18 protein-coding genes and 1 pseudogene are annotated in these 17,708 nt (G+C 69.3%); 10 read left to right on the top strand and 9 right to left on the bottom strand.

Annotation, left to right across the window (positions count from 1 at the left end):
- Positions 1-124 precede the first annotated feature (124 nt).
- Positions 125-376 (top strand): DUF2631 domain-containing protein, encoded by a 252-nt coding sequence (locus A5648_RS21295; RefSeq protein WP_065026469.1) that lies wholly within the window; start codon positions 125-127, stop codon positions 374-376.
- 21 nt (positions 377-397) lie between these two features.
- Here the strand turns inward: A5648_RS21295 and rlmN are convergent, their stop codons facing one another.
- The 4 genes from rlmN to pyrH are packed head-to-tail and all read right to left on the bottom strand — an operon-like array spanning position 398 to position 3,720.
- A complete protein-coding gene (gene rlmN / locus A5648_RS21290; protein ID WP_065026468.1) occupies positions 398-1,492 on the bottom strand; it encodes a 23S rRNA (adenine(2503)-C(2))-methyltransferase RlmN in 1,095 nt (364 codons plus the stop codon).
- Between the two features lie 24 nt (positions 1,493-1,516).
- The gene (locus tag A5648_RS21285) at positions 1,517-2,374 is read right to left on the bottom strand and encodes a phosphatidate cytidylyltransferase (protein WP_065026467.1); all 858 of its coding nucleotides are present in this window, start codon (positions 2,372-2,374) and stop codon (positions 1,517-1,519) included.
- Between the two features lie 22 nt (positions 2,375-2,396).
- The gene (gene frr / locus A5648_RS21280) at positions 2,397-2,954 is read right to left on the bottom strand and encodes a ribosome recycling factor (RefSeq protein ID WP_065026466.1); all 558 of its coding nucleotides are present in this window, start codon (positions 2,952-2,954) and stop codon (positions 2,397-2,399) included.
- 16 nt (positions 2,955-2,970) lie between these two features.
- Positions 2,971-3,720 carry a UMP kinase gene (gene pyrH / locus A5648_RS21275; protein WP_065026465.1) on the bottom strand — a complete coding sequence of 250 codons (750 nt, stop codon included), beginning with the start codon at positions 3,718-3,720 and terminating at the stop codon, positions 2,971-2,973.
- A gap of 177 nt (positions 3,721-3,897) precedes the next feature.
- On the opposite strand from pyrH, the gene A5648_RS21270 reads away from it, so the two are divergent.
- From A5648_RS21270 to A5648_RS21235, 8 genes are read left to right on the top strand one after another with little or no spacing between them, the layout of a single operon-like run.
- The gene (locus A5648_RS21270) at positions 3,898-4,227 is read left to right on the top strand and encodes an ArsR/SmtB family transcription factor (RefSeq protein WP_234787510.1); all 330 of its coding nucleotides are present in this window, start codon (positions 3,898-3,900) and stop codon (positions 4,225-4,227) included.
- Positions 4,224-4,697, top strand: a complete 474-nt coding sequence (locus A5648_RS21265) for an NADH-quinone oxidoreductase subunit B family protein (RefSeq protein WP_065026463.1) — start codon at positions 4,224-4,226, stop codon at positions 4,695-4,697. The genes A5648_RS21270 and A5648_RS21265 overlap by 4 nt, the downstream gene beginning before the upstream one ends.
- A complete protein-coding gene (locus A5648_RS21260; RefSeq protein WP_065026462.1) occupies positions 4,694-6,634 on the top strand; it encodes a proton-conducting transporter membrane subunit in 1,941 nt (646 codons plus the stop codon). The genes A5648_RS21265 and A5648_RS21260 overlap by 4 nt, the downstream gene beginning before the upstream one ends.
- A 5-nt stretch (positions 6,635-6,639) precedes the next feature.
- Complete coding sequence (locus tag A5648_RS21255; RefSeq protein WP_109470883.1) at positions 6,640-7,593, top strand: respiratory chain complex I subunit 1 family protein; 954 nt, start codon at positions 6,640-6,642, stop codon at positions 7,591-7,593.
- Positions 7,590-8,246: a hypothetical protein gene (locus A5648_RS21250; protein ID WP_065026460.1), complete on the top strand. Its 657-nt coding sequence runs from the start codon at positions 7,590-7,592 to the stop codon at positions 8,244-8,246. The genes A5648_RS21255 and A5648_RS21250 overlap by 4 nt, the downstream gene beginning before the upstream one ends.
- Positions 8,246-9,712: a proton-conducting transporter membrane subunit gene (locus A5648_RS21245; RefSeq protein ID WP_065026459.1), complete on the top strand. Its 1,467-nt coding sequence runs from the start codon at positions 8,246-8,248 to the stop codon at positions 9,710-9,712. Before A5648_RS21250 ends, A5648_RS21245 begins: the two co-directional genes overlap by 1 nt.
- The gene (locus A5648_RS21240) at positions 9,709-11,187 is read left to right on the top strand and encodes an NADH-quinone oxidoreductase subunit C (protein ID WP_065026458.1); all 1,479 of its coding nucleotides are present in this window, start codon (positions 9,709-9,711) and stop codon (positions 11,185-11,187) included. The genes A5648_RS21245 and A5648_RS21240 overlap by 4 nt, the downstream gene beginning before the upstream one ends.
- A 39-nt stretch (positions 11,188-11,226) precedes the next feature.
- The gene (locus A5648_RS21235) at positions 11,227-11,649 is read left to right on the top strand and encodes a MarR family winged helix-turn-helix transcriptional regulator (protein WP_065026457.1); all 423 of its coding nucleotides are present in this window, start codon (positions 11,227-11,229) and stop codon (positions 11,647-11,649) included.
- Between the two features lie 46 nt (positions 11,650-11,695).
- Here A5648_RS21235 and A5648_RS21230 read toward each other — a convergent pair whose 3' ends face one another.
- From A5648_RS21230 to rpsB, 3 genes are read right to left on the bottom strand one after another with little or no spacing between them, the layout of a single operon-like run.
- On the bottom strand, positions 11,696-13,105 hold the full coding sequence (locus A5648_RS21230; RefSeq protein WP_065026456.1) for an amidase: 1,410 nt from the start codon (positions 13,103-13,105) through the stop codon (positions 11,696-11,698).
- 31 nt (positions 13,106-13,136) lie between these two features.
- Positions 13,137-13,952 (bottom strand): translation elongation factor Ts, encoded by an 816-nt coding sequence (tsf, locus tag A5648_RS21225; RefSeq protein ID WP_065026455.1) that lies wholly within the window; start codon positions 13,950-13,952, stop codon positions 13,137-13,139.
- 15 nt (positions 13,953-13,967) lie between these two features.
- Positions 13,968-14,804, bottom strand: coding sequence for a 30S ribosomal protein S2 (rpsB, locus tag A5648_RS21220; RefSeq protein ID WP_024443212.1), 837 nt, complete (start codon positions 14,802-14,804; stop codon positions 13,968-13,970).
- A gap of 247 nt (positions 14,805-15,051) precedes the next feature.
- On the opposite strand from rpsB, the pseudogene A5648_RS21215 reads away from it, so the two are divergent.
- Positions 15,052-15,519: pseudogene (locus A5648_RS21215) on the top strand (M23 family metallopeptidase); the annotation flags it as partial.
- 92 nt (positions 15,520-15,611) lie between these two features.
- Here A5648_RS21215 and A5648_RS21210 read toward each other — a convergent pair.
- Both A5648_RS21210 and A5648_RS21205 read right to left on the bottom strand, forming a co-directional pair.
- Positions 15,612-16,511, bottom strand: coding sequence for a tyrosine recombinase XerC (locus A5648_RS21210; RefSeq protein ID WP_065026453.1), 900 nt, complete (start codon positions 16,509-16,511; stop codon positions 15,612-15,614).
- A 32-nt stretch (positions 16,512-16,543) separates the two neighbouring features.
- Positions 16,544-17,704, bottom strand: coding sequence for an alpha-hydroxy-acid oxidizing protein (locus A5648_RS21205; protein ID WP_065026452.1), 1,161 nt, complete (start codon positions 17,702-17,704; stop codon positions 16,544-16,546).
- Positions 17,705-17,708: the final 4 nt, after the last annotated feature.

Genomic DNA, 17,708 nt, shown 5'->3' with positions numbered 1-17,708 from the left:
CACTACGAAATCCCAGACCTGCGGCCCGTCGACGGCATCAGTGGCCATGGCCTCCACGGTAGGTGGCCGAGTTGCCATATGTCAGAATGTTGCGCAGTCGCTCAGCTGAAAGTAGGGAGTCGAAGTGGCCGGTACCGAAGTGGAACGCCATGGTGTGGACACCGCCGAGGTGCCCTCGGCGGCCTGGGGCTGGAGCGCGATCAACCACCGCACCTGGCACATCGTCGGCCTCGGCATCGTCGGATTCCTGCTGCTGATGCTGCGCGGTAACCACATCGGCCACGTCGAGGACTATTTCCTGCTCGCGTTCGCCGCGCTGTCGCTGTTCGTCGTGCTGCGCGACATCATCGGCCGCAAGCGGGGCTGGCTGCGCTAAGCGCCAGATCCCCGGGCGCCTTTACTGGTCTTCCGCCGCCAATTGACCGCAGGCCGCGGCGATCTCGCGCCCGCGGGTGTCACGCACGGTGCACTCCACGCCCTGGGCCCGCACGCGCCGGACGAACTCCCGCTCCACCGGCTTGGGGCTGGCATCCCAGTCGCTGCCCGGGGTCGGATTGAGTGGAATCAGGTTGACATGCACCAATTGCCCCAGCGCCTTGTGCAGTTTGCGGCCTAACAGATCGGCCCGCCAGGGCTGGTCGTTGACATCGCGGATCAGCGCGTATTCCACCGACACCCGCCGGCCGGTCACGTCGGCGTAGTAGCGGGCGGCGTCGAGCGCTTCGTCGACCTTCCAGCGGTTGTTGACCGGGACCAGCGTGTCGCGTAACTCGTCATCCGGAGTGTGCAGCGACAGCGCCAAGGTGACCCCCAGCCCCTCATCGGCGAGCTTGCGGATCGCCGGGGCCAGCCCGACCGTCGACACCGTCACCGATCGCGCCGAGATGCCGAACCCGTTGGGCGGCGGCTCGGTGATCCGGCGGACGGCGGCCACCACCCGGGCGTAGTTGGCCAGCGGCTCCCCCATGCCCATGAACACGATGTTGGACAGGCGCCCGTGATCCCGATCCCGTAGTTCCACCGCCGCCGCCCGCACCTGCTCGAGGATCTCGGCGGTGGACAGGTTGCGGGTGAGCCCGGCCTGGCCGGTCGCGCAGAAGGGGCAGGCCATGCCGCAACCGGCCTGGGATGAGATGCACACGGTGTTGCGGCGCGGGTAGCGCATCAGCACCGACTCGAATTTGGTGTGGTCGTGTGCCCGCCACAACGTCTTGCGGGTCTCGCCGGCATCGCACTCGATCTCGCTGGCCGCGGTCAGCAGGCTGGGGAACAGCGCGTCGGCCACCGCGGAGCGCACCCCGGCCGGCAGGTCGGTCATCTGCTGCGGATCGGCGATCAGCCTGCCGTAGTAGTGGTGGGCGAGCTGGTTGGCCCGGAACGCCGGCAAGCCCAGTTCGGCGACGGCGGCGGCACGCCCGGCCGGGTCGAGGTCGGCCAAATGGCGCGGCGGCAGGGCCCGCCGCGGTGCGGTGAACATCAGCTGTTGCGTCATGATCCGTTCCAGTATGCCGGTGACTCAGGGCAGAACGGTCAGCACGATCCAGGTCACCACGGCCGACGGCAGCAGCGCGTCAAGCCGGTCCATGATGCCGCCATGGCCGGGCAGCAGCCGGCCCATGTCCTTGATGCCCAGGTCGCGTTTGACCTGAGACTCGATGAGGTCGCCGAAGACTCCGGTGAACACCAGCAGCACCCCCAGCGGCAGCCCCACCCACCACGGCCGGTCGAGGAACATCGTCACCGCGAACACCGCCGCGGCGACACCGAGCACCATCGATCCGGCGAAACCCTCCCAGGACTTCTTCGGGCTGATCGCCGGCGCCATCGGGTGCTTGCCGAACAGCACACCGACGGCGTAGCCGCCGATGTCAGAGAAGACCACCGGAAACAGCAGGCACAGCACCCGGCCGGGACCGTCGTCGCGGAAAACCAGCAGGGCCGCGAAGCTCATGCACAGCGGCACCCAGACCGCGATCAGGATCATCGCCGACACGTCCCGCAGGTAGTTGACCGGGGCGTGGTGCAGCCCCTTGTCGACCAGCCGCCACATCATGGAGATCACGATGGTGGCACCGAACGCGCCCAGCACTCCCCGGGCCCCGAACGGCAGCGACAGCCACAGCATCGCCTGCCCGCCGAGGGCCAGCGGGATGAACGGCACGTCGTAGCCGACTTCACGCAGGCGCCTGGTGATCTCATGGGTGGCGATCGGCGTGGCCACCGCCAGAATCAGCACCCAGAAGCGCGGCGCGAACAACAGGGTGTAGACCAGCATCCCGGCGAGCAGCGCCCCCACCACGATCGCGGCGGGGAGGTTGCGTCCCGCCCGCGACTGCTTTTGACCGGTGGGTGCACCGGTGTCCTTGTCTGCCACGGGTTTTGACTGCTGGCGGCCGCTAGACCTCCAGCAACTCGCCTTCTTTGTGCTTGACGAGTTCGTCGATCTGGCTCACGTACTGCTGGGTGGATTTGTCCAGGTCCTTCTCCGCCCGGCCGACCTCATCCTCACCGGCGTCGCCGTCCTTGCGGATGCGGTGCAGTTCCTCCATCGCCTTGCGGCGGATGTTGCGCAGCGCGACCTTGGCGTCCTCGCCTTTGCCCTTGGCTTGCTTGACCAGTTCCTTGCGCCGCTCCTCGGTGAGCTGCGGCACCGCCACCCGAATCAGGGCACCGTCGTTGCTGGGGTTCAGGCCCAGATCCGAGTTGCGGATCGCGGTCTCGATGGCGCCCAGCTGGGACGCCTCGTACGGCTTGATCACCACCAGCCGCGCCTCGGGCACGTTGATGCTGCACAGCTGGGTGATCGGGGTGGGCGAACCGTAGTAGTCGATGACAATCCGGGAGAACATGCCCGGGTTGGCCCGGCCGGTGCGAATGGTGGCCAGATCGTCGCGAGCCACCGCCACGGCCTTCTCCATTTTCTCTTCGGCGTCGAAGAGAGCCTCGTCGATCATGTGCGCCTCTCCTCTTTTAGGTGGTGACCAGTGTCCCGATCTTCTCACCCGCGACGGCCCGGGCGATATTTCCGTCGGTCAGCAGGTTGAACACCAGGATCGGCATGCCATTGTCCATGCAGAGGCTGAACGCGGTGGCATCGGCCACCTTCAGCCCACGGTCGATGACCTCGCGATGGCTGATCGAGGTGAGCAGTTCGGCGTCGGGGTCCAGGCGCGGGTCCGCGGTGAAGATGCCGTCGACCGCCTTGGCCATCAGCACCACCTGAGCGCCGATCTCCAGCGCCCGCTGGGCGGCGGTGGTGTCGGTGGAGAAATACGGCAGGCCCATGCCGGCACCGAAGATCACCACCCGGCCCTTCTCCAGGTGCCGCTGGGCACGCAACGGAATGTAGGGCTCGGCGACCTGGCCCATCGTGATCGCGGTCTGGACCCGGGTGTCGATGCCTTCCTTCACCAGAAAATCCTGCAACGCAAGACTGTTCATCACGGTGCCGAGCATGCCCATATAGTCCGAGCGCATCCGTTCCATGCCGCGCTCCTGCAACTGGGCGCCGCGGAAGAAGTTGCCGCCGCCGATGACGACCGCGACCTGCACACCGTCGCGGACCACTTCGGCGATCTGGCGGGCGACCTGGGCAACGACGTCGGGATCGAGCCCGACCTGCCCGCCGCCGAACATCTCCCCACCGAGTTTGAGCAGCACCCGCGAGTAATGGGGGCGGCCGGTCGGTGACACCGGGTCGGTACTCGTCGGCTCCGTCATCAGGCTCCTCGGGGCTCCGCGCATGACAGCGCCATCGCAGAATCGTCCGCGACGGCAGTTGTCATCCTGCCCTACCGGGCCGGTCAAACGGTGCGCGGGGGTGGTGACCCCGACAGCAAAAGACCACAACAGATGAAAAAATTTTCAATTGATGTTTTCGCTGCTATGGTCGGGTCCGTGCCGAACTCGCTGCCCCAGCTGAAGGCCGAATTCTTCAAGACCCTGGGCCACCCCGCCCGGATTCGGGTACTCGAGCTGCTGGCGGACGGCGACCGCACCGTCGGCGAGCTGCTAACCGAGATCGGGTTGGAGGCGTCCAACCTGTCTCAGCAGCTGGCGGTGCTTCGGCGCGCGGGAGTGGTGGTGGCGACCAAGGAGGGCAACACGGTGGTCTACTCCATCGCCTCGCCGGTGATCACCGAACTGCTCGCGGTGGCGCGCAAGGCGCTGACCGGGCTGCTCAACGATCAGGTCGCCCTGCTCGACGATCTGCGGGCCGGCCGATGAGCTGGCTCAGCAGGATCTTGCGGCTCGGCCGCATCACCGAACCGGCCGGCGCCCGCCCGCCCGCCGACCCGCCCCGCGGGCTGTCCGGCTCGGTGCAGGTACGTCACGTCGACGCCGGATCATGCAACGGATGCGAGATCGAGATCGCCGGGGCCTTCGGTCCGGTGTATGACGCCGAACGGTTCGGCGCCCGGCTCGTCGCGTCCCCGCGGCATGCCGACGCACTGCTGGTCACCGGGGTGGTCACCCGCAACATGGCCGAACCACTGCGCAACACCGTCGAGGCCACCCCGCACCCGCGGCGGGTCATCGCCTGCGGTGACTGTGCGCTGAACCGCGGGGTGTTCGCGCAGGCGTACGGGACGGTGGGCGCCGTCGGTGAGGTCGTGCCCGTGGACGTCGAGATTCCCGGCTGCCCGCCCACCCCCGACCAGATCGTCGCCGCACTTCGGTCGGTGACCGGAAGGTGACTGACTCCCACCTCTCGCGTAGCAACGCCGTCGGCCCACTACTCAGCGGTACGACGACGATCGGACTGGGCGCCGCCGGAGTCGGTGTCGGGTTGACCGGCGTGTTCAGCGACGTGCCGGCGATCCGGATCGGCTGGCTGCTGCCGCTGCTGGGCGTGCAGCTGCGGGTGGAGCCGGTCGGCGGCTTCTTCATGGTGCTGACCGGTGCGGTGGCGGTGGCGGCCGGCCTGTATTGGATCGGCTACTCCCGGCACGAGAAATTCGGCGCCATTCCGCTGATGGCCCTGCCGGTGTTCGTCGGCACGCTGCTGGCCGTCCCGGCGGCGGGATCGGTGACCACGTTCCTGTTCGCCTGGGAACTGATGGCGCTGAGCTCACTGGTGTTGGTGCTCACCGATCAACACCGCAGCGAGGTGCGCTCGGCCGCACTGATTTACGCGGTGATGACGCAGCTGGGCTTCGTGGCGTTGCTGGTGGGGATGGTGATGCTGGCGGCGGCCGCCGGTGACGAGTTCGCCGGGATCGGCGCGGTGCCCGACGGCGTGCGCAACACGGTCTTCGTGTTGACCCTGATCGGTTTCGGCTCCAAGGCCGGTCTGCTGCCGTTGCACGCCTGGCTGCCACGGGCGCATCCGGAAGCGCCGAGCCCGGTCTCCGCGCTGCTCAGTGCCGCCATGGTCAATCTCGGTGTGTACGGCATCATCCGCATCGACCTGCAACTGTTGGGGCCCGGTCCCCGATGGTGGGCGTGGGCGCTGCTGATCGCCGGCGGCGCGTCGGCGATGTACGGGGTGTTGCAGGCGTCGGTGGCCACCGATCTCAAACGCTTGCTTGCCTATTCGACAACGGAGAACATCGGGTTGATCACCCTGGCACTGGGCACCGCGACCTTATTGGCGGGCGCCGGCTCGCAGCCGGCCGCAGCGGTGGCGCTCACCGCGGCACTGCTGCACCTGATCGCCCACAGCGCGTTCAAGAGTCTCGGGTTCTTCGCCGCCGGATCGGTGCTGGCCGCCACCGGCCTGCGCGACCTGGACCGGTTCGGCGGCCTGGCCCGCCGGATGCCGGTGACCACCGCGCTGTTCGGGGTGGCCGCCCTCGGCGCCGCCGGTTTGCCGTTGGGGGCGGGTTTCGTCAGCGAATGGCTGCTGATCCAGTCGTTGATGCACGCCCGGGCCGGCCACGATGTCGCCATCGCGCTGGTGATGCCGCTGGCGGTGGGGGCGGTGGCGCTGACCGTCGGGCTGGGTGTGGCCGCCATGGTCAAGGCGTTCGGGATCGGTTTTCTGGCCCGCCCGCGCTCGGATGCCGCGGCGGCGGCGCGAGAATCACCCGGCACGATGATCGCCGCGATGGCGCTGCCCGCGGCCGCCTGCGTGGTGCTGGCCGTCGCCCCCGGTGCGGTGGGCCCGATGCTGACCCGGGTGCTCGACACGCTGCCAGTGTTCGGCGAGGCGCCGGCGCTCGGGGTGTTCCTGCACCTGCCGGGCCTGCACGCTTCCATGGCACCGGCCCTGCTGGCCGCCGCGCTGGCCGCCGCCGTGCTGATCGTGGCGATCGGTTCCCGATGGCGCTCGCGCCAACGACCCGAGCCGGCCACGGTGCCACTGTGGGCCTGCGGCGCCGAAGATCTGACCCCGCGCATGCAGTACACCGCGACGTCGTTCGCCCAACCGCTGCAGCAGGTCTTCGACGACGTGCTGCGTTTCGACACCGACGTCGAGGTGAGCGGCCAGGCAGCGTCGACCTATGTGGTCGAGCGAATCGCCTACCGGGCGCGGGTCGCCGACGTCATCGAGGAGCGCTGGTACGCCCCGGTACTGCGGGCCGTCGCCGGGGCCGCGCAGCTGGTGCGGCGCGCCCACACCGGCAGCGTGCACCTGTACCTGGCCTACGGCACGCTCGGCGTGCTGATCGCTGCGCTGGTGGCGCGATGAACGCGATGACTTTTCTGGCCGGTTTCGTGCAGGTCGCCGGTGTCATACTCGGCGCCCCGCTGGTGATCGGCCTGATGCGACAGGTCCGGGCGCGCGCCGAAGGCCGCGCCGGCGCCGGAGTCCTGCAACCGTGGCGCGACCTGCGCAAGCTACTCGGCAAGCAGCTGCTCAAGCCACTCGGCACCACCTGGGTGTTCGCCGCGGCGCCGGCCGCACTGGCCGCCACCACGCTGGTCATCGTCGCCACCGCACCGCTGGTGGCGACGGGCTCGCCGCTGGACCCGGTCGCCGATCTGATCACCGTGGTGGGACTGCTGTTCCTGGGCACCGTGGCGCTGGCGCTGGCCGGAATCGACACCGCGACGGCATTCGGAGGGATGGGCGCAAGCCGGGAGATCACCATCGCAGCACTGGTAGAACCGACCATTCTGCTGGCGGTGTTCGCGCTGTCGATTCCGGCGGGGTCGGCCAATCTGGGCGCCATCGTCGGCAACACCATCGAGCACCCCGGCCAGATGATCTCGTTAGCCAGTGCGCTGGCGTTCGTCGCGCTGGTCATCGTCATCGTCGCCGAGACCGGCCGGCTGCCGGTGGACAATCCGTCCACCCACCTGGAGCTGACGATGGTGCACGAGGCCATGGTGCTCGAATACGCCGGCCCCAAGCTCGCCCTGATCGAGTGGGCCGGCGGCATGCGGCTGACGGTGCTGCTGGCGCTGCTGGCCAACCTGTTCTTCCCGTGGGGCATCGCCGGGGCGAATCCGAGCCCGGTCGACCTGGCGGTGGGCGCCGGTGCGATCGCGATCAAGGTGGCCCTACTGGCGGGCGCCCTGGCCGGCATCGAGGTGTTCATCGCCAAACTGCGACTGTTCCGGGTGCCCGAATTGCTGGCCGGGTCCTTCGTGTTGGCGTTGCTGGCCGTCACGGCAGCGAACTTCTTCACCGGGGCGGGCGGATGAGCTACGACAACATGCTGGATCTGGCCGCCGGCGGCGTGCTGCTGGCCGCGGTGCTGGCCGTCTGGCGCCGCGACCTGTCGGCGATCGTGCGGGGGCTGCTCGTCGCCCAGGGCGCTGCGCTGGCCGCCATCCCGGTGATTCGCGGTGTGCAGGACCATGATCGGGCCCTGATCGCGGTGGGGGTCGGGGTGTTCGCCGTGCGCGCCGTCGCGCTGCCCTGGCTGTTGGCCCGCGCGCTGGGCGCCGAACGGCAGGAACGCCGCGAAGCCACCCCCCTGGTCAGCACCGCCGCATCACTGCTGGTGGTCACCGCCCTGGTGGTCGCGGCGTTCACGATCGCCCAGCCGGTGGTCGACCTGCAGCGCAGCACCGCGACCAACGCCGCCCCGGCCGCTATCGCCACCGTGTTGGTCGCACTGTTCATGATGGCGACCCGCCGCCATGCCATTTCACAGGCGGTCGGACTGCTGATGCTGGACAACGGGATCGCCGCCACCGCCTTCCTGCTGACCGCCGGTGTCCCGCTGATCGTCGAACTCGGCGCGTCGCTGGATGTCCTGTTCGTGTTGATCGTGCTCGGTGTGCTGACCGGCCGTTTGCGCAACGCCTTCGGCGGAGTGGACCTGGACCTGCTGCGGGAGTTGCGCGACTGATGACACCACTGATGCTGCTTCCGTTTCTGGCACCCGTTGTGGCGTCGCTGATTTCCGTCGTGGTCGGCTGGCGCCGGCTCAGCGCTGTCGCGACGTTGGTGTCGGCGCTGACGATTCTGGGGAGCGGGGTCGCCCTGGGGTTTCGGCTTGACGACCGCGCGCATCTGGCACTGAACGGCTTCCTGCGCGCCGACGCGCTGTCGGTGACCATGCTGATCGTGATCGGTGTGGTCGGCAGCCTGGCGACCTGGGCGAGTATCGGCTACATCGACGCCGAGCTGGCCCGCGGGGTGACCGATCCTCGTGGCGCACGGCTGTACGGCATCCTCACCCCGGCGTTCCTGGCTGCGATGGCTCTTGCGGTGTCGGCCAACAACATCGGGGTGGTGTGGGTCGCCGTTGAGGCCACCACGGTGGTGACCGCGTTTCTGGTCGGGCACCACCGCAGCCGTGCCGCGCTGGAGGCCACCTGGAAGTACGTCATGGTGTGTTCGGTGGGCATCACCATCGCGTTCCTGGGCACCGTCCTGCTGCACTTCGCCGCTCGCCATGCCGGTGCCGGCAGCGAGGATGCGCTGCACCTCGACGTCCTGGTGGCCCATGCCGCCGGACTCGACCCGGCGGTCACCCGGTTGGCCGGTGCCCTGTTGCTGATCGGCTACGGCGCGAAGATGGGTCTGGCACCGTTTCACAGCTGGCTGGCCGATGCGCACAGTCAGGCACCGGCGCCGGTTTCGGCATTGATGAGCGGGGTCCTGCTGTCCGTCGCGTTCTCGGTGCTGATCCGGCTCAAGCCGATCGTCGACGCCGCGGTGGGCCCCACATTCCTGCGTACCGCGCTGCTGATCACCGGGTTGGCCACGATGCTCATCGCCGCGCTGCTGCTGACCGTCACCGCCGATCTCAAACGGATGCTGGCCTATTCGTCGATGGAGACGATGGGCCTGATCGCGGTCGCCGCTGCGGCCGGCACCGTGCCGGCGATCGCCGCGCTGCTGCTGCACGTGCTGGCGCACGGGGTCGGCAAGACAGTGCTGTTCCTGGCCGGCGGCCAGCTGCAGGCCGCCCACGGCACCACAGCGATCGGCGAGATCACCGCGGTGTTGGGCAGATCACGGCTGGTGGGCGGCGCATTCGCCGTCGGCATGGTGGTGCTGCTCGGCTTGCCGCCGTTCGCGATGTTCGCCAGTGAGCTGGCGATCGCAATGTCGCTGGCCGACGCCCAGCTGGCCTGGGCCTTGGCACTGGCACTGACGGCGCTGTTGGTGGCGTTCGCCGCGCTGACCGCGAACTCCGGCCGCATGCTGCTGGGCGCCGCGAGCGCCGGCGGACCGGCGATCCGGGTGCCGGCCACAGTCGCGGCCGCGCTGGTGGCCGGTGTGCTGGTCTCAGTGGCCCTGGGAATAACCGCGGGCCCGTTGGCGGGCCTGTTCACCACCGCCGCAACCCAGCTGGGGGCACTGTGACAGCGACGGTTACCCGCGCTGCGGTCACCGACACCGAGCTGGCCGGCGCGGCCGCGGGGTTGCTGGCCGACGGCTTCCGGCTCGCACTGGTTGCCGCCCACGACGACGGCGACAGCCTGCGGGTGGTGTATCTATTCCTGGCGGGCCGGCCGGACCGTCGTACCGAGCTGACCCTGACCGTCCCGGCGCAGCGGCCGTCGATACCGTCCCTGGCCGGGCTGTCGTTTCAGGCCGGCCGCTTCGAGCGGGAGATGCTCGACCTCTACGGGATCACCCCGGTCGGCCATCCGCAGCCCCGCCGCCTGGTACGGCACGCGCACTGGCCGGAGAATTGGCACCCGATGCGCAACGATGCCGGGCCACCGCCGGATTTCGTTGCGGCGGGCCGTTTCCCGTTCCTCAATGTCGAGGGGGCCGGTGTCTATGAGATTCCGGTCGGGCCGGTGCATGCCGGCCTGATCGAGCCGGGACACTTCCGCTTCTCGGTGGTCGGGGAATCGATACTGCGGCTCAAGGCGAGGCTGTGGTTCGTGCATCGCGGAATCGAGCGACTGTTTGCCGGCCGGGCCGCCGGCGCCGCCGTCGAACTCGCCGAGCGGATCAGCGGTGATACTTCTGCCGGACACGCGCTGGCGCACAGCCTGGCCGTCGAGGACGCCCTCGGGCTCCAGCTGCCGGATCCGGCGCACCGGTTGCGCGCTCTGCTCGTTGAACTCGAGCGGCTCTACAACCACGCCGCCGATCTGGGCGCATTGGCCAACGATGTCAGCTTCGGGTTGGCCAACGTCCACGCCCAACGCGCCCGCGAGCAGCTACTGCGGATCAACGCTCACGTGACCGGCCACCGCTTGTTGCGCCAGGCGATCCGTCCGGGAGGCGTTGTGCTGCAAACACTCCCCGATCCGGCGCAGCTGCAGGAGCTGGCCGACGACATCGCTGAGATCGCCGAACTGACGCTGGGCAACTCGGTGATCTACGACCGGTTGGCCGGCACCTCGGTGCTGCATCGGGTCGACGCGGAAGCGCTTGCGACACTGGGCTATGTGGCACGGGCCAGCGGGCTGGTCACGGATGCCCGCCTCGACCATCCGCTGACCGACCTGCCGGTAACCGAGGTGACGGCGACAGCCGGCGACGTGCTCGCCCGCTATACGGTCCGTCGCGACGAGTTCGCCGCCTCGGTGGCGCTGTGCCGCAACCTGATCGAGAACCATCGCGGGCCGCTCGAGTTCACGGCGGACTTACCCATGGCGAATCGGGCACGCAGCGGCGTCGGGATCGTCGAGGGATGGCGCGGCACCATCGTGCACCGGGTGGAGATCGGCGCCGACGGAGTCATCACGCGCGCCAAGATCGTCGACCCGTCCTGGTTCAACTGGCCCGCACTGCCGGTTTGCATGAGCGACACCATCGTCCCGGACTTCCCGCTGACGAACAAAAGCTTCAACCTGTCGTATGCGGGAAACGATTTATAGCGGCTCGTAACCGCGACCCGGTATGTCAGGATATTTGATATGGGTGAGGTGGACAGCGCTCCGCTGGGTTATCTGCTGTACCGGGTCAGCTCGGCGCTGCGCCCGCAGGTCTCGGCGGTGCTCGGGCCGCTGGGGCTGACGCCTTCCGAATTCGTATGCATGCGGGTGCTTTCGCTGCGCCCGGGGTTGTCCAGCGCCGAGTTGGCCCGCCACACCAGCGTCACACCCCAGGCCATGAACACCGTGCTGCACCGGCTGCAGAACCGGGGCGCGGTGAGCCGGCCGAAGTCGGTGCCGTCCGGGCGAGCGCTGCCGGCGACGCTGACCGACGCCGGTCGCGAACTGCTGACACAGGCGGAAGATGCGGTGCGGGTCGCCGACGGCCGGGTGCTGGCGGCCCTGAGCCCGGCCGAGCAGCACCGGTTCCGGCAGATGCTGGAACGGATCGGCGACCAGTGTTGATGGCGGCGGCCCGCTTCGCCCGGCTTCGCCGCACTTGCGACCGCCGCTAGCCTCGGCCGGTGATCGTGGGCCAGGGCTTGGCCGCCTCCAGTTCGTAGGCCAGCTCCAGCAGCCGGGCGTCCTGGCCGAAATGGGCGCTGAACATCATGCCGACCGGCAATCCGGCCGCAGACTCGGCCAGCGGCAGCGAGATCGCCGGGTCACCCGAGGCGTTCTGCAGCGGGGTGAACGCCACCCAGTCCATCAACCGGTCGATGATCTGCTGATAGTCGGCGGTGGGATCCAGGTGGCCGACCTTGGGGGTCTCGTGGGCCAGTGTCGGGGTGAGCACCACGTCGTAGCTGCGGAACAACCGCGCGGTGTGGCGGCGCAGACTCGCCAGCCGGGTGATCGCCAGCGGCAGCCGGTGCAGGCGCCGGGAGGCATGGCGATCCAGCCCCAGCGTCAGGTTGTCCAGCCGGCTGCGGTCGAAGGTGGGGCCGAACATCCGCCGCCCCCCGCGCACCAGCGCGGTCGCCAGAAACGCCCAGTAGAGCAGGAAGTCGTCGGCGAACGACTCGGGCACCGGCGGGCGGTCGAGGTATTCGACGCGGTGGCCGAGCTCCTCGAGCAGCGCGGCGGTCTTCAAGGTCAGCTCGCGCATCTCCGCCGACGTCTCGCGCTGGATCGACTGGGTGATCACCGCGATCTTGAGCCGCTGGGCACCCGGTGCCCGGACGTCGCCGATGGGCGGCAGCTTGGTATTGCGCCAGATCCGCTCCGCTTCGGCGTAGAAGGCCGCGGTGTCCCGCACCGAGCGGGTGACCACCCCGTTGTAGACGATGCGCACCGGCATGGCGCGCAGGTCTTTGTCCAGCGGCAGCCGGCCCCGCGACGGTTTGAGGCCGACCAGGCCGTTGCAGGCCGCTGGGATGCGGATGGAGCCGCCGCCGTCGTTGGCGTGGGCGATCGGCACCACCCCGGCCGCGACGAACGCCGCCGAACCCGACGACGACGCCGCCGCGGTGTAGTCGGTGTTCCACGGGTTGCGCACCGCGCCCAGCCGCGGGTGCTCGGCGGCGGCGCTGAACCCGAATTCGGACAGCTGGGTCTTGCCCAGCGCGATCAGCCCGGTACCGAGGTAGAGCCGGGCGAAGTCGCCGTCGGCGGCAGCGGGGTGCGGCTGCCACGCGTCGGTGCCCTGCATGGTCGGCATCCCGGCGACGTTGACGTTGTCTTTGACGAACGTCGGCACGCCCGCGAAGTAGCCCCCGCGGGGTGCCGTCGCCTCGGTCCGGGCGCGGTCGAACGCCTGGTAGGCCAGCGCGTTCAGCTGCGGGTTGACCGCCTCGGTGCGCGCAATCGCGGCGTCGACGAGCTCGGCGGGCGACACGTCGCCTGATCGGATCCGCTGAACCAGGCCGACCGTGTCGGAGTCACCGAGCGCGTCGTCGCCGAAAGCGTGGACATGTTGCATGTCCTGACGCTAGCAAGGCCACCAGGACCGTTTAGGCCTGGCCGACCTCGAACCGCGCGAAGCGGGTCACGCTCACGCCCGCTTCGTCGAGCAGCGCCTTGACCGTCTTCTTCGAGTCGGACACCGACGACTGCTCCAGCAGCACCACGTCCTTGAAGAAGCCGGTCACCCGGCCTTCGACGATCTTGGGCAGGGCAGCCTCGGGCTTGCCCTCCTCCTTGGCCGTCTCTTCGGCGATGCGGCGCTCGTTGGCCACCAGGTCGGCGGGCACGTCGTCGCGGCTCAGGTACTTGGCCTTGAGCGCGGCGATCTGCAGCGCCACCGCGTGGGCTGCCTCGGTGTCCGAACCGGTGTACTCGACCAGAACACCCACCGCCGGCGGCAGGTCGGAGGCCCGCTTGTGCAGGTAGGTCTCCACGGTGCCGTCGAAGTAGGCGACCCGGCGCAGTTCGAGCTTCTCGCCGATCTTGGCCGACAGCGCCTCGATGGCCTCACCGACGGTGCGGTCCCCCATCTTGGCGCTCTTGAGCTCCTCGACATCGGAGGTCTTGGCCGCCGCGGCGGCGGTGACGACCTCTTCGGCCAGCGCCTTGAACTCGTCGTTCTTGGCGACGAAGTCGGTCTCGGAGTTCAGCTCGATCAGGGCGCCGCCCTTGGCGGCGACCAGGCCTTCGGCGGTGGCGCGCTCGGCGCGCTTGCCGACGTCCTTGGCGCCCTTGATGCGCAGTACCTCGACGGCCTTGTCGAAGTCGCCGTCACTCTCGGCCAGCGCGTTCTTGCAGTCCATCATGCCTGCGCCGGTCAGTTCCCGAAGCCGCTTGACGTCGGCAGCGGTGTAGTTCGCCACTGTTGTGTGCCTTTCCTACGATGCGTCGGTGGTGGTTTCGGCGCCGGCAGCTGCGGCGTCGGCGTCGGGCGCCGAGGTGGTGGCGCCCGCCAGCAGCTCCTGCTCCCACTCGGCCAGCGGCTCAACCGCTTCGGCCGCAGCCTTGCCCTCGCCGTTGCCCTGACCCGCCCGGGCCTGCAGCCCCTCGGCCACCGCGGAGGCGATGACCTTGGTCAGCAGCGCCGCCGAGCGGATCGCGTCGTCATTGCCCGGGATCGGGTAGTCGACCAGGTCGGGGTCGCAGTTGGTGTCCAGGATCGCGATGACCGGGATACCCAGCTTGCGGGCCTCGCCGACGGCGATGTGCTCCTTGTTGGTGTCGACGACCCAGACCGCCGACGGCACCTTGGCCATGTCGCGGATACCGCCGAGGCTGCGCTCCAGCTTGTTCTTCTCGCGGGTCAGCATCAAGATTTCCTTCTTGGTGCGTCCCTCGAAGCCGCCGGTCTGCTCCATGGCCTCAAGTTCCTTGAGCCGCTGCAGACGCTTGTGCACGGTGGAGAAGTTGGTCAGCATGCCGCCCAGCCAGCGCTGGTTGACGTAGGGCATGCCGACCCGGGTGGCCTCGGCCGCGACCGACTCCTGGGCCTGCTTCTTGGTGCCGACGAACATGATCGACCCGCCGTGCGCGACGGTCTCCTTGACGAACTCGTACGCCTTGTCGATGAAGGTCAGCGTCTGCTGCAGGTCGATGATGTAGATGCCATTGCGGTCGGTGAAGATGAACCGCTTCATCTTGGGATTCCAACGACGGGTCTGATGCCCGAAGTGGGCGCCGCTGTCCAGCAGCTGCTTCATGGTTACAACAGCCATGAGTCCATGATTCCTTTGTGTCGGTTGTCGCCCGGCGACGGGTGAGGCCGGGCCCTGGTGACTGCTGAGATGCCGGACCCCTGTCGGGGACCGCCGGCATCCGGTTGTATTGCAGACACGCGAAGTCAGTCCGCATACGCGAACTGCGCAGATGAGTTTACACCGCCCGAACAGGTGCTTTGTCCACAGCGGTGACTGGCCGGTTTCCGGGCCGCCGGGGTGAACTGGGCGAATGCGGTGCGTGGCATTGTTCCTGGTCGCAAGCCTACTGCTGGCCGCCCCGGCGCGCGGCGACGCGGCGCGACTGGACTGGCCGCTGCGTCCGCGGCCGGCGGTGGTGCGGGGGTTCGATGCGCCGCGGCCGGACTGGCAGCGCGGCCATCGGGGGGTGGATCTGGCCGGCGCCGCAGGTCAGCCGGTGTATGCCGCCGGGAGCGCGACCGTGGTCTTCGCCGGCCTGGCGGGTGGCGTGCCGGTGGTGTCGCTGGCCCACCCTGGCGGACTGCGCACCAGCTATCAGCCGGTTCGCGCGTCGGTGCGGCCCGGCCAGCGGGTGGCCGCGACGACGGTGATCGGCGCCCTGGACCCCGGCCATCCGGGCTGCGGTGCCGCGGCCTGCCTGCACTGGGGCGCGATGTGGGGCCCGGCCGCGCGCGCCGACTACCTCGACCCGCTGGGACTGCTGGCTTCCACGCCGATCCGGCTCAAGCCGCTGGGTGGGTGAGTTCCCATGGCGCGAGCAGTCGCGAAAGCCCCCTTTTTAGCACTGAAATGGGGGCTTTCGTGTCTGGTCGGCGGGGTGTGGCGCTAGGCCCGGGGGTGGGCCCGCTCGTGCACCGCACGCAGGCGCGCGACGGTGACATGGGTGTAGAGCTGGGTGGTGGCCAGGCTGGAGTGCCCGAGCAGTTCCTGCACGATGCGCAGATCCGCCCCGCCCTCCAGCAGATGGGTGGCCGCGGTGTGGCGCAACCCGTGCGGCCCCATATCGGGGGCGCCACCGACCGCGGCGACGGTCTGGTGCACGACGGTGCGGGCCTGCCGCGGGTCCAGGCGCCCGCCGCGGGCACCGAGCAGCAGGGCCGGGCCGGACTCCGCGGTCGCCAACAGTGGGCGCCCGCGGGCCAGCCAGGCCTGCAGCGCCTCGGCGGCCGGTTCGCCGAACGGCACCGTCCGCTGCTTGTTGCCCTTGCCGAGCACTCGCAGCAGCCGACGTCCGGAATCAACGTCGTCGACGTCCAGACCGCACAGTTCGCTGACCCGCACGGCGGTGGCATAAAGCAACTCGGCGATCAAACGATCCCGCAACGCCAGCGGGTCATTTTGCTGCGCACCGGATTTCGCGGCCACCATCGCGGCGTGCGCCTGGTCCGTGCGCAATACCGCGGGCAGCGTCCGGCGGCCCTTGGGCAGCGCAAGACGCGCCCCGGGATCGGATGCGAGCAGGCCGCGCCGGGCCGCCCAGGCGGTGAACGTCTTGACCGTCGAGGTGCGCCGTGCCAGCGTGCTGCGGGCCGCGCCGGCGCCGGCCTGCTGGGCCAGCCAGCTACGCAGCAGCGGCAGGCTCAGGGCCTCGATACCGCTGTGCCCGCGCTCGGCGAGAAACACGAACAGCGACCGCAGGTCGCCGAGGTAGGCACGCCGGGTGTGCTCGGACCGTCCCCGCTCCAAAGCCAGGTGCTCGTCGAACTCCTGGAGAATCGCGTCCACGCCGATCACGGTGGCAGAAGGCGTCTAAGTGCTCAGGTGACGCGCCGCAGCGTGTCCGGGGTGAGATCAAGCCGTGACGGATAACCGTCGACCGCCATGATCAGATCGGCCTCGGCCAGCAGCGAACGCAGCACGTGCACGATCCCCTCGACCCCGCCCAGCGCCAGCCCGTAGGCGTACGGCCGGCCGATTCCCACCGCGGTCGCGCCCAGCGCCAGCGCCTTGATGATGTCGGCGCCGGTGCGGACGCCCGAATCGAACAGCACCGGCAGCTCGTCGGCGGCCGCCACCACCGCCGGCAGACAGTCCAGGGCCGGCAGCCCGCCGTTGGCCTGACGCCCGCCATGGGTGGAGCAGTAGATGCCGTCCACGCCGCCGTCTTTGGCGCGCCGGGCGTCATCGGGGTGACAGATTCCCTTGACGATCAGCGGCAGATCGGTCAACGACCGCAGCCATGGAAGGTCGTCCCAGGTCAGCGGGTTGCCGAAGGTCTGCACCCAAGACAACACGGCCGCCTGCGGGTTCTCTTCGGGCGGTTGGGCCAGCCCCGCACGGAATACCGGGTCGGAGAAGTAGTTGGCCAGGCAGTGCCCGCGCAGCTGCGGGAAGTTCGACGTCGCCAGGTCACGCGGGCGCCAGCCCGGAACCCAGGTGTCCAGGGTGACGACGATGGCTTGGTATCCCGCCGCCTCGGCACGGCGCACCAGGCTTTCGGCCAACTCCCGGTTCTTGGGCGTGTACAGCTGGAAAATCCCTGGGGTGTCGCCGAATTCGGCGGCCACGTCCTCCAGCGGATCGGCGGTCAGGGTGGACACCATCATCGGGACGCCGGTGGCCGCCGCGGCCCGGGCGCTGGCCAGGTCGCCGTGGCCGTCCTGGGCGCAGATACCGATGACACCGATCGGTGCCATGAAGATGGGTGAGGGCAGCCGTAACCCGAACATCTCGATGGACAGGTCCCGCTCGGTGGCCCCGACGAACATCCGCGGGATGAGCCCCCACCCGTCGAACGCCGTCACGTTGGCCCGCTGGGTGCGCTCGTCGCCGGCACCGCCGGCCACATACGACCACACTGACGGGGAAAGCGCCGCCGCGGCTTTGGCCTCCAACTCGGTGTAGGTCATCGGCAGCCCAGGCACCACCCCGGCCAGGCCCTGCAGATAGATCTCGAACTGGTAGTCGCCGAACGCCATGTCG

Origin of the sequence: Mycolicibacter sinensis (genome assembly GCF_001673565.1) — a bacterium.
Classification (GTDB): Bacteria; Actinomycetota; Actinomycetes; order Mycobacteriales; family Mycobacteriaceae; genus Mycobacterium; species Mycobacterium sinense_C.
Note: the sequence above shows the minus strand (reverse complement) of the source record. Positions and strands in the feature narration are given on the sequence as shown.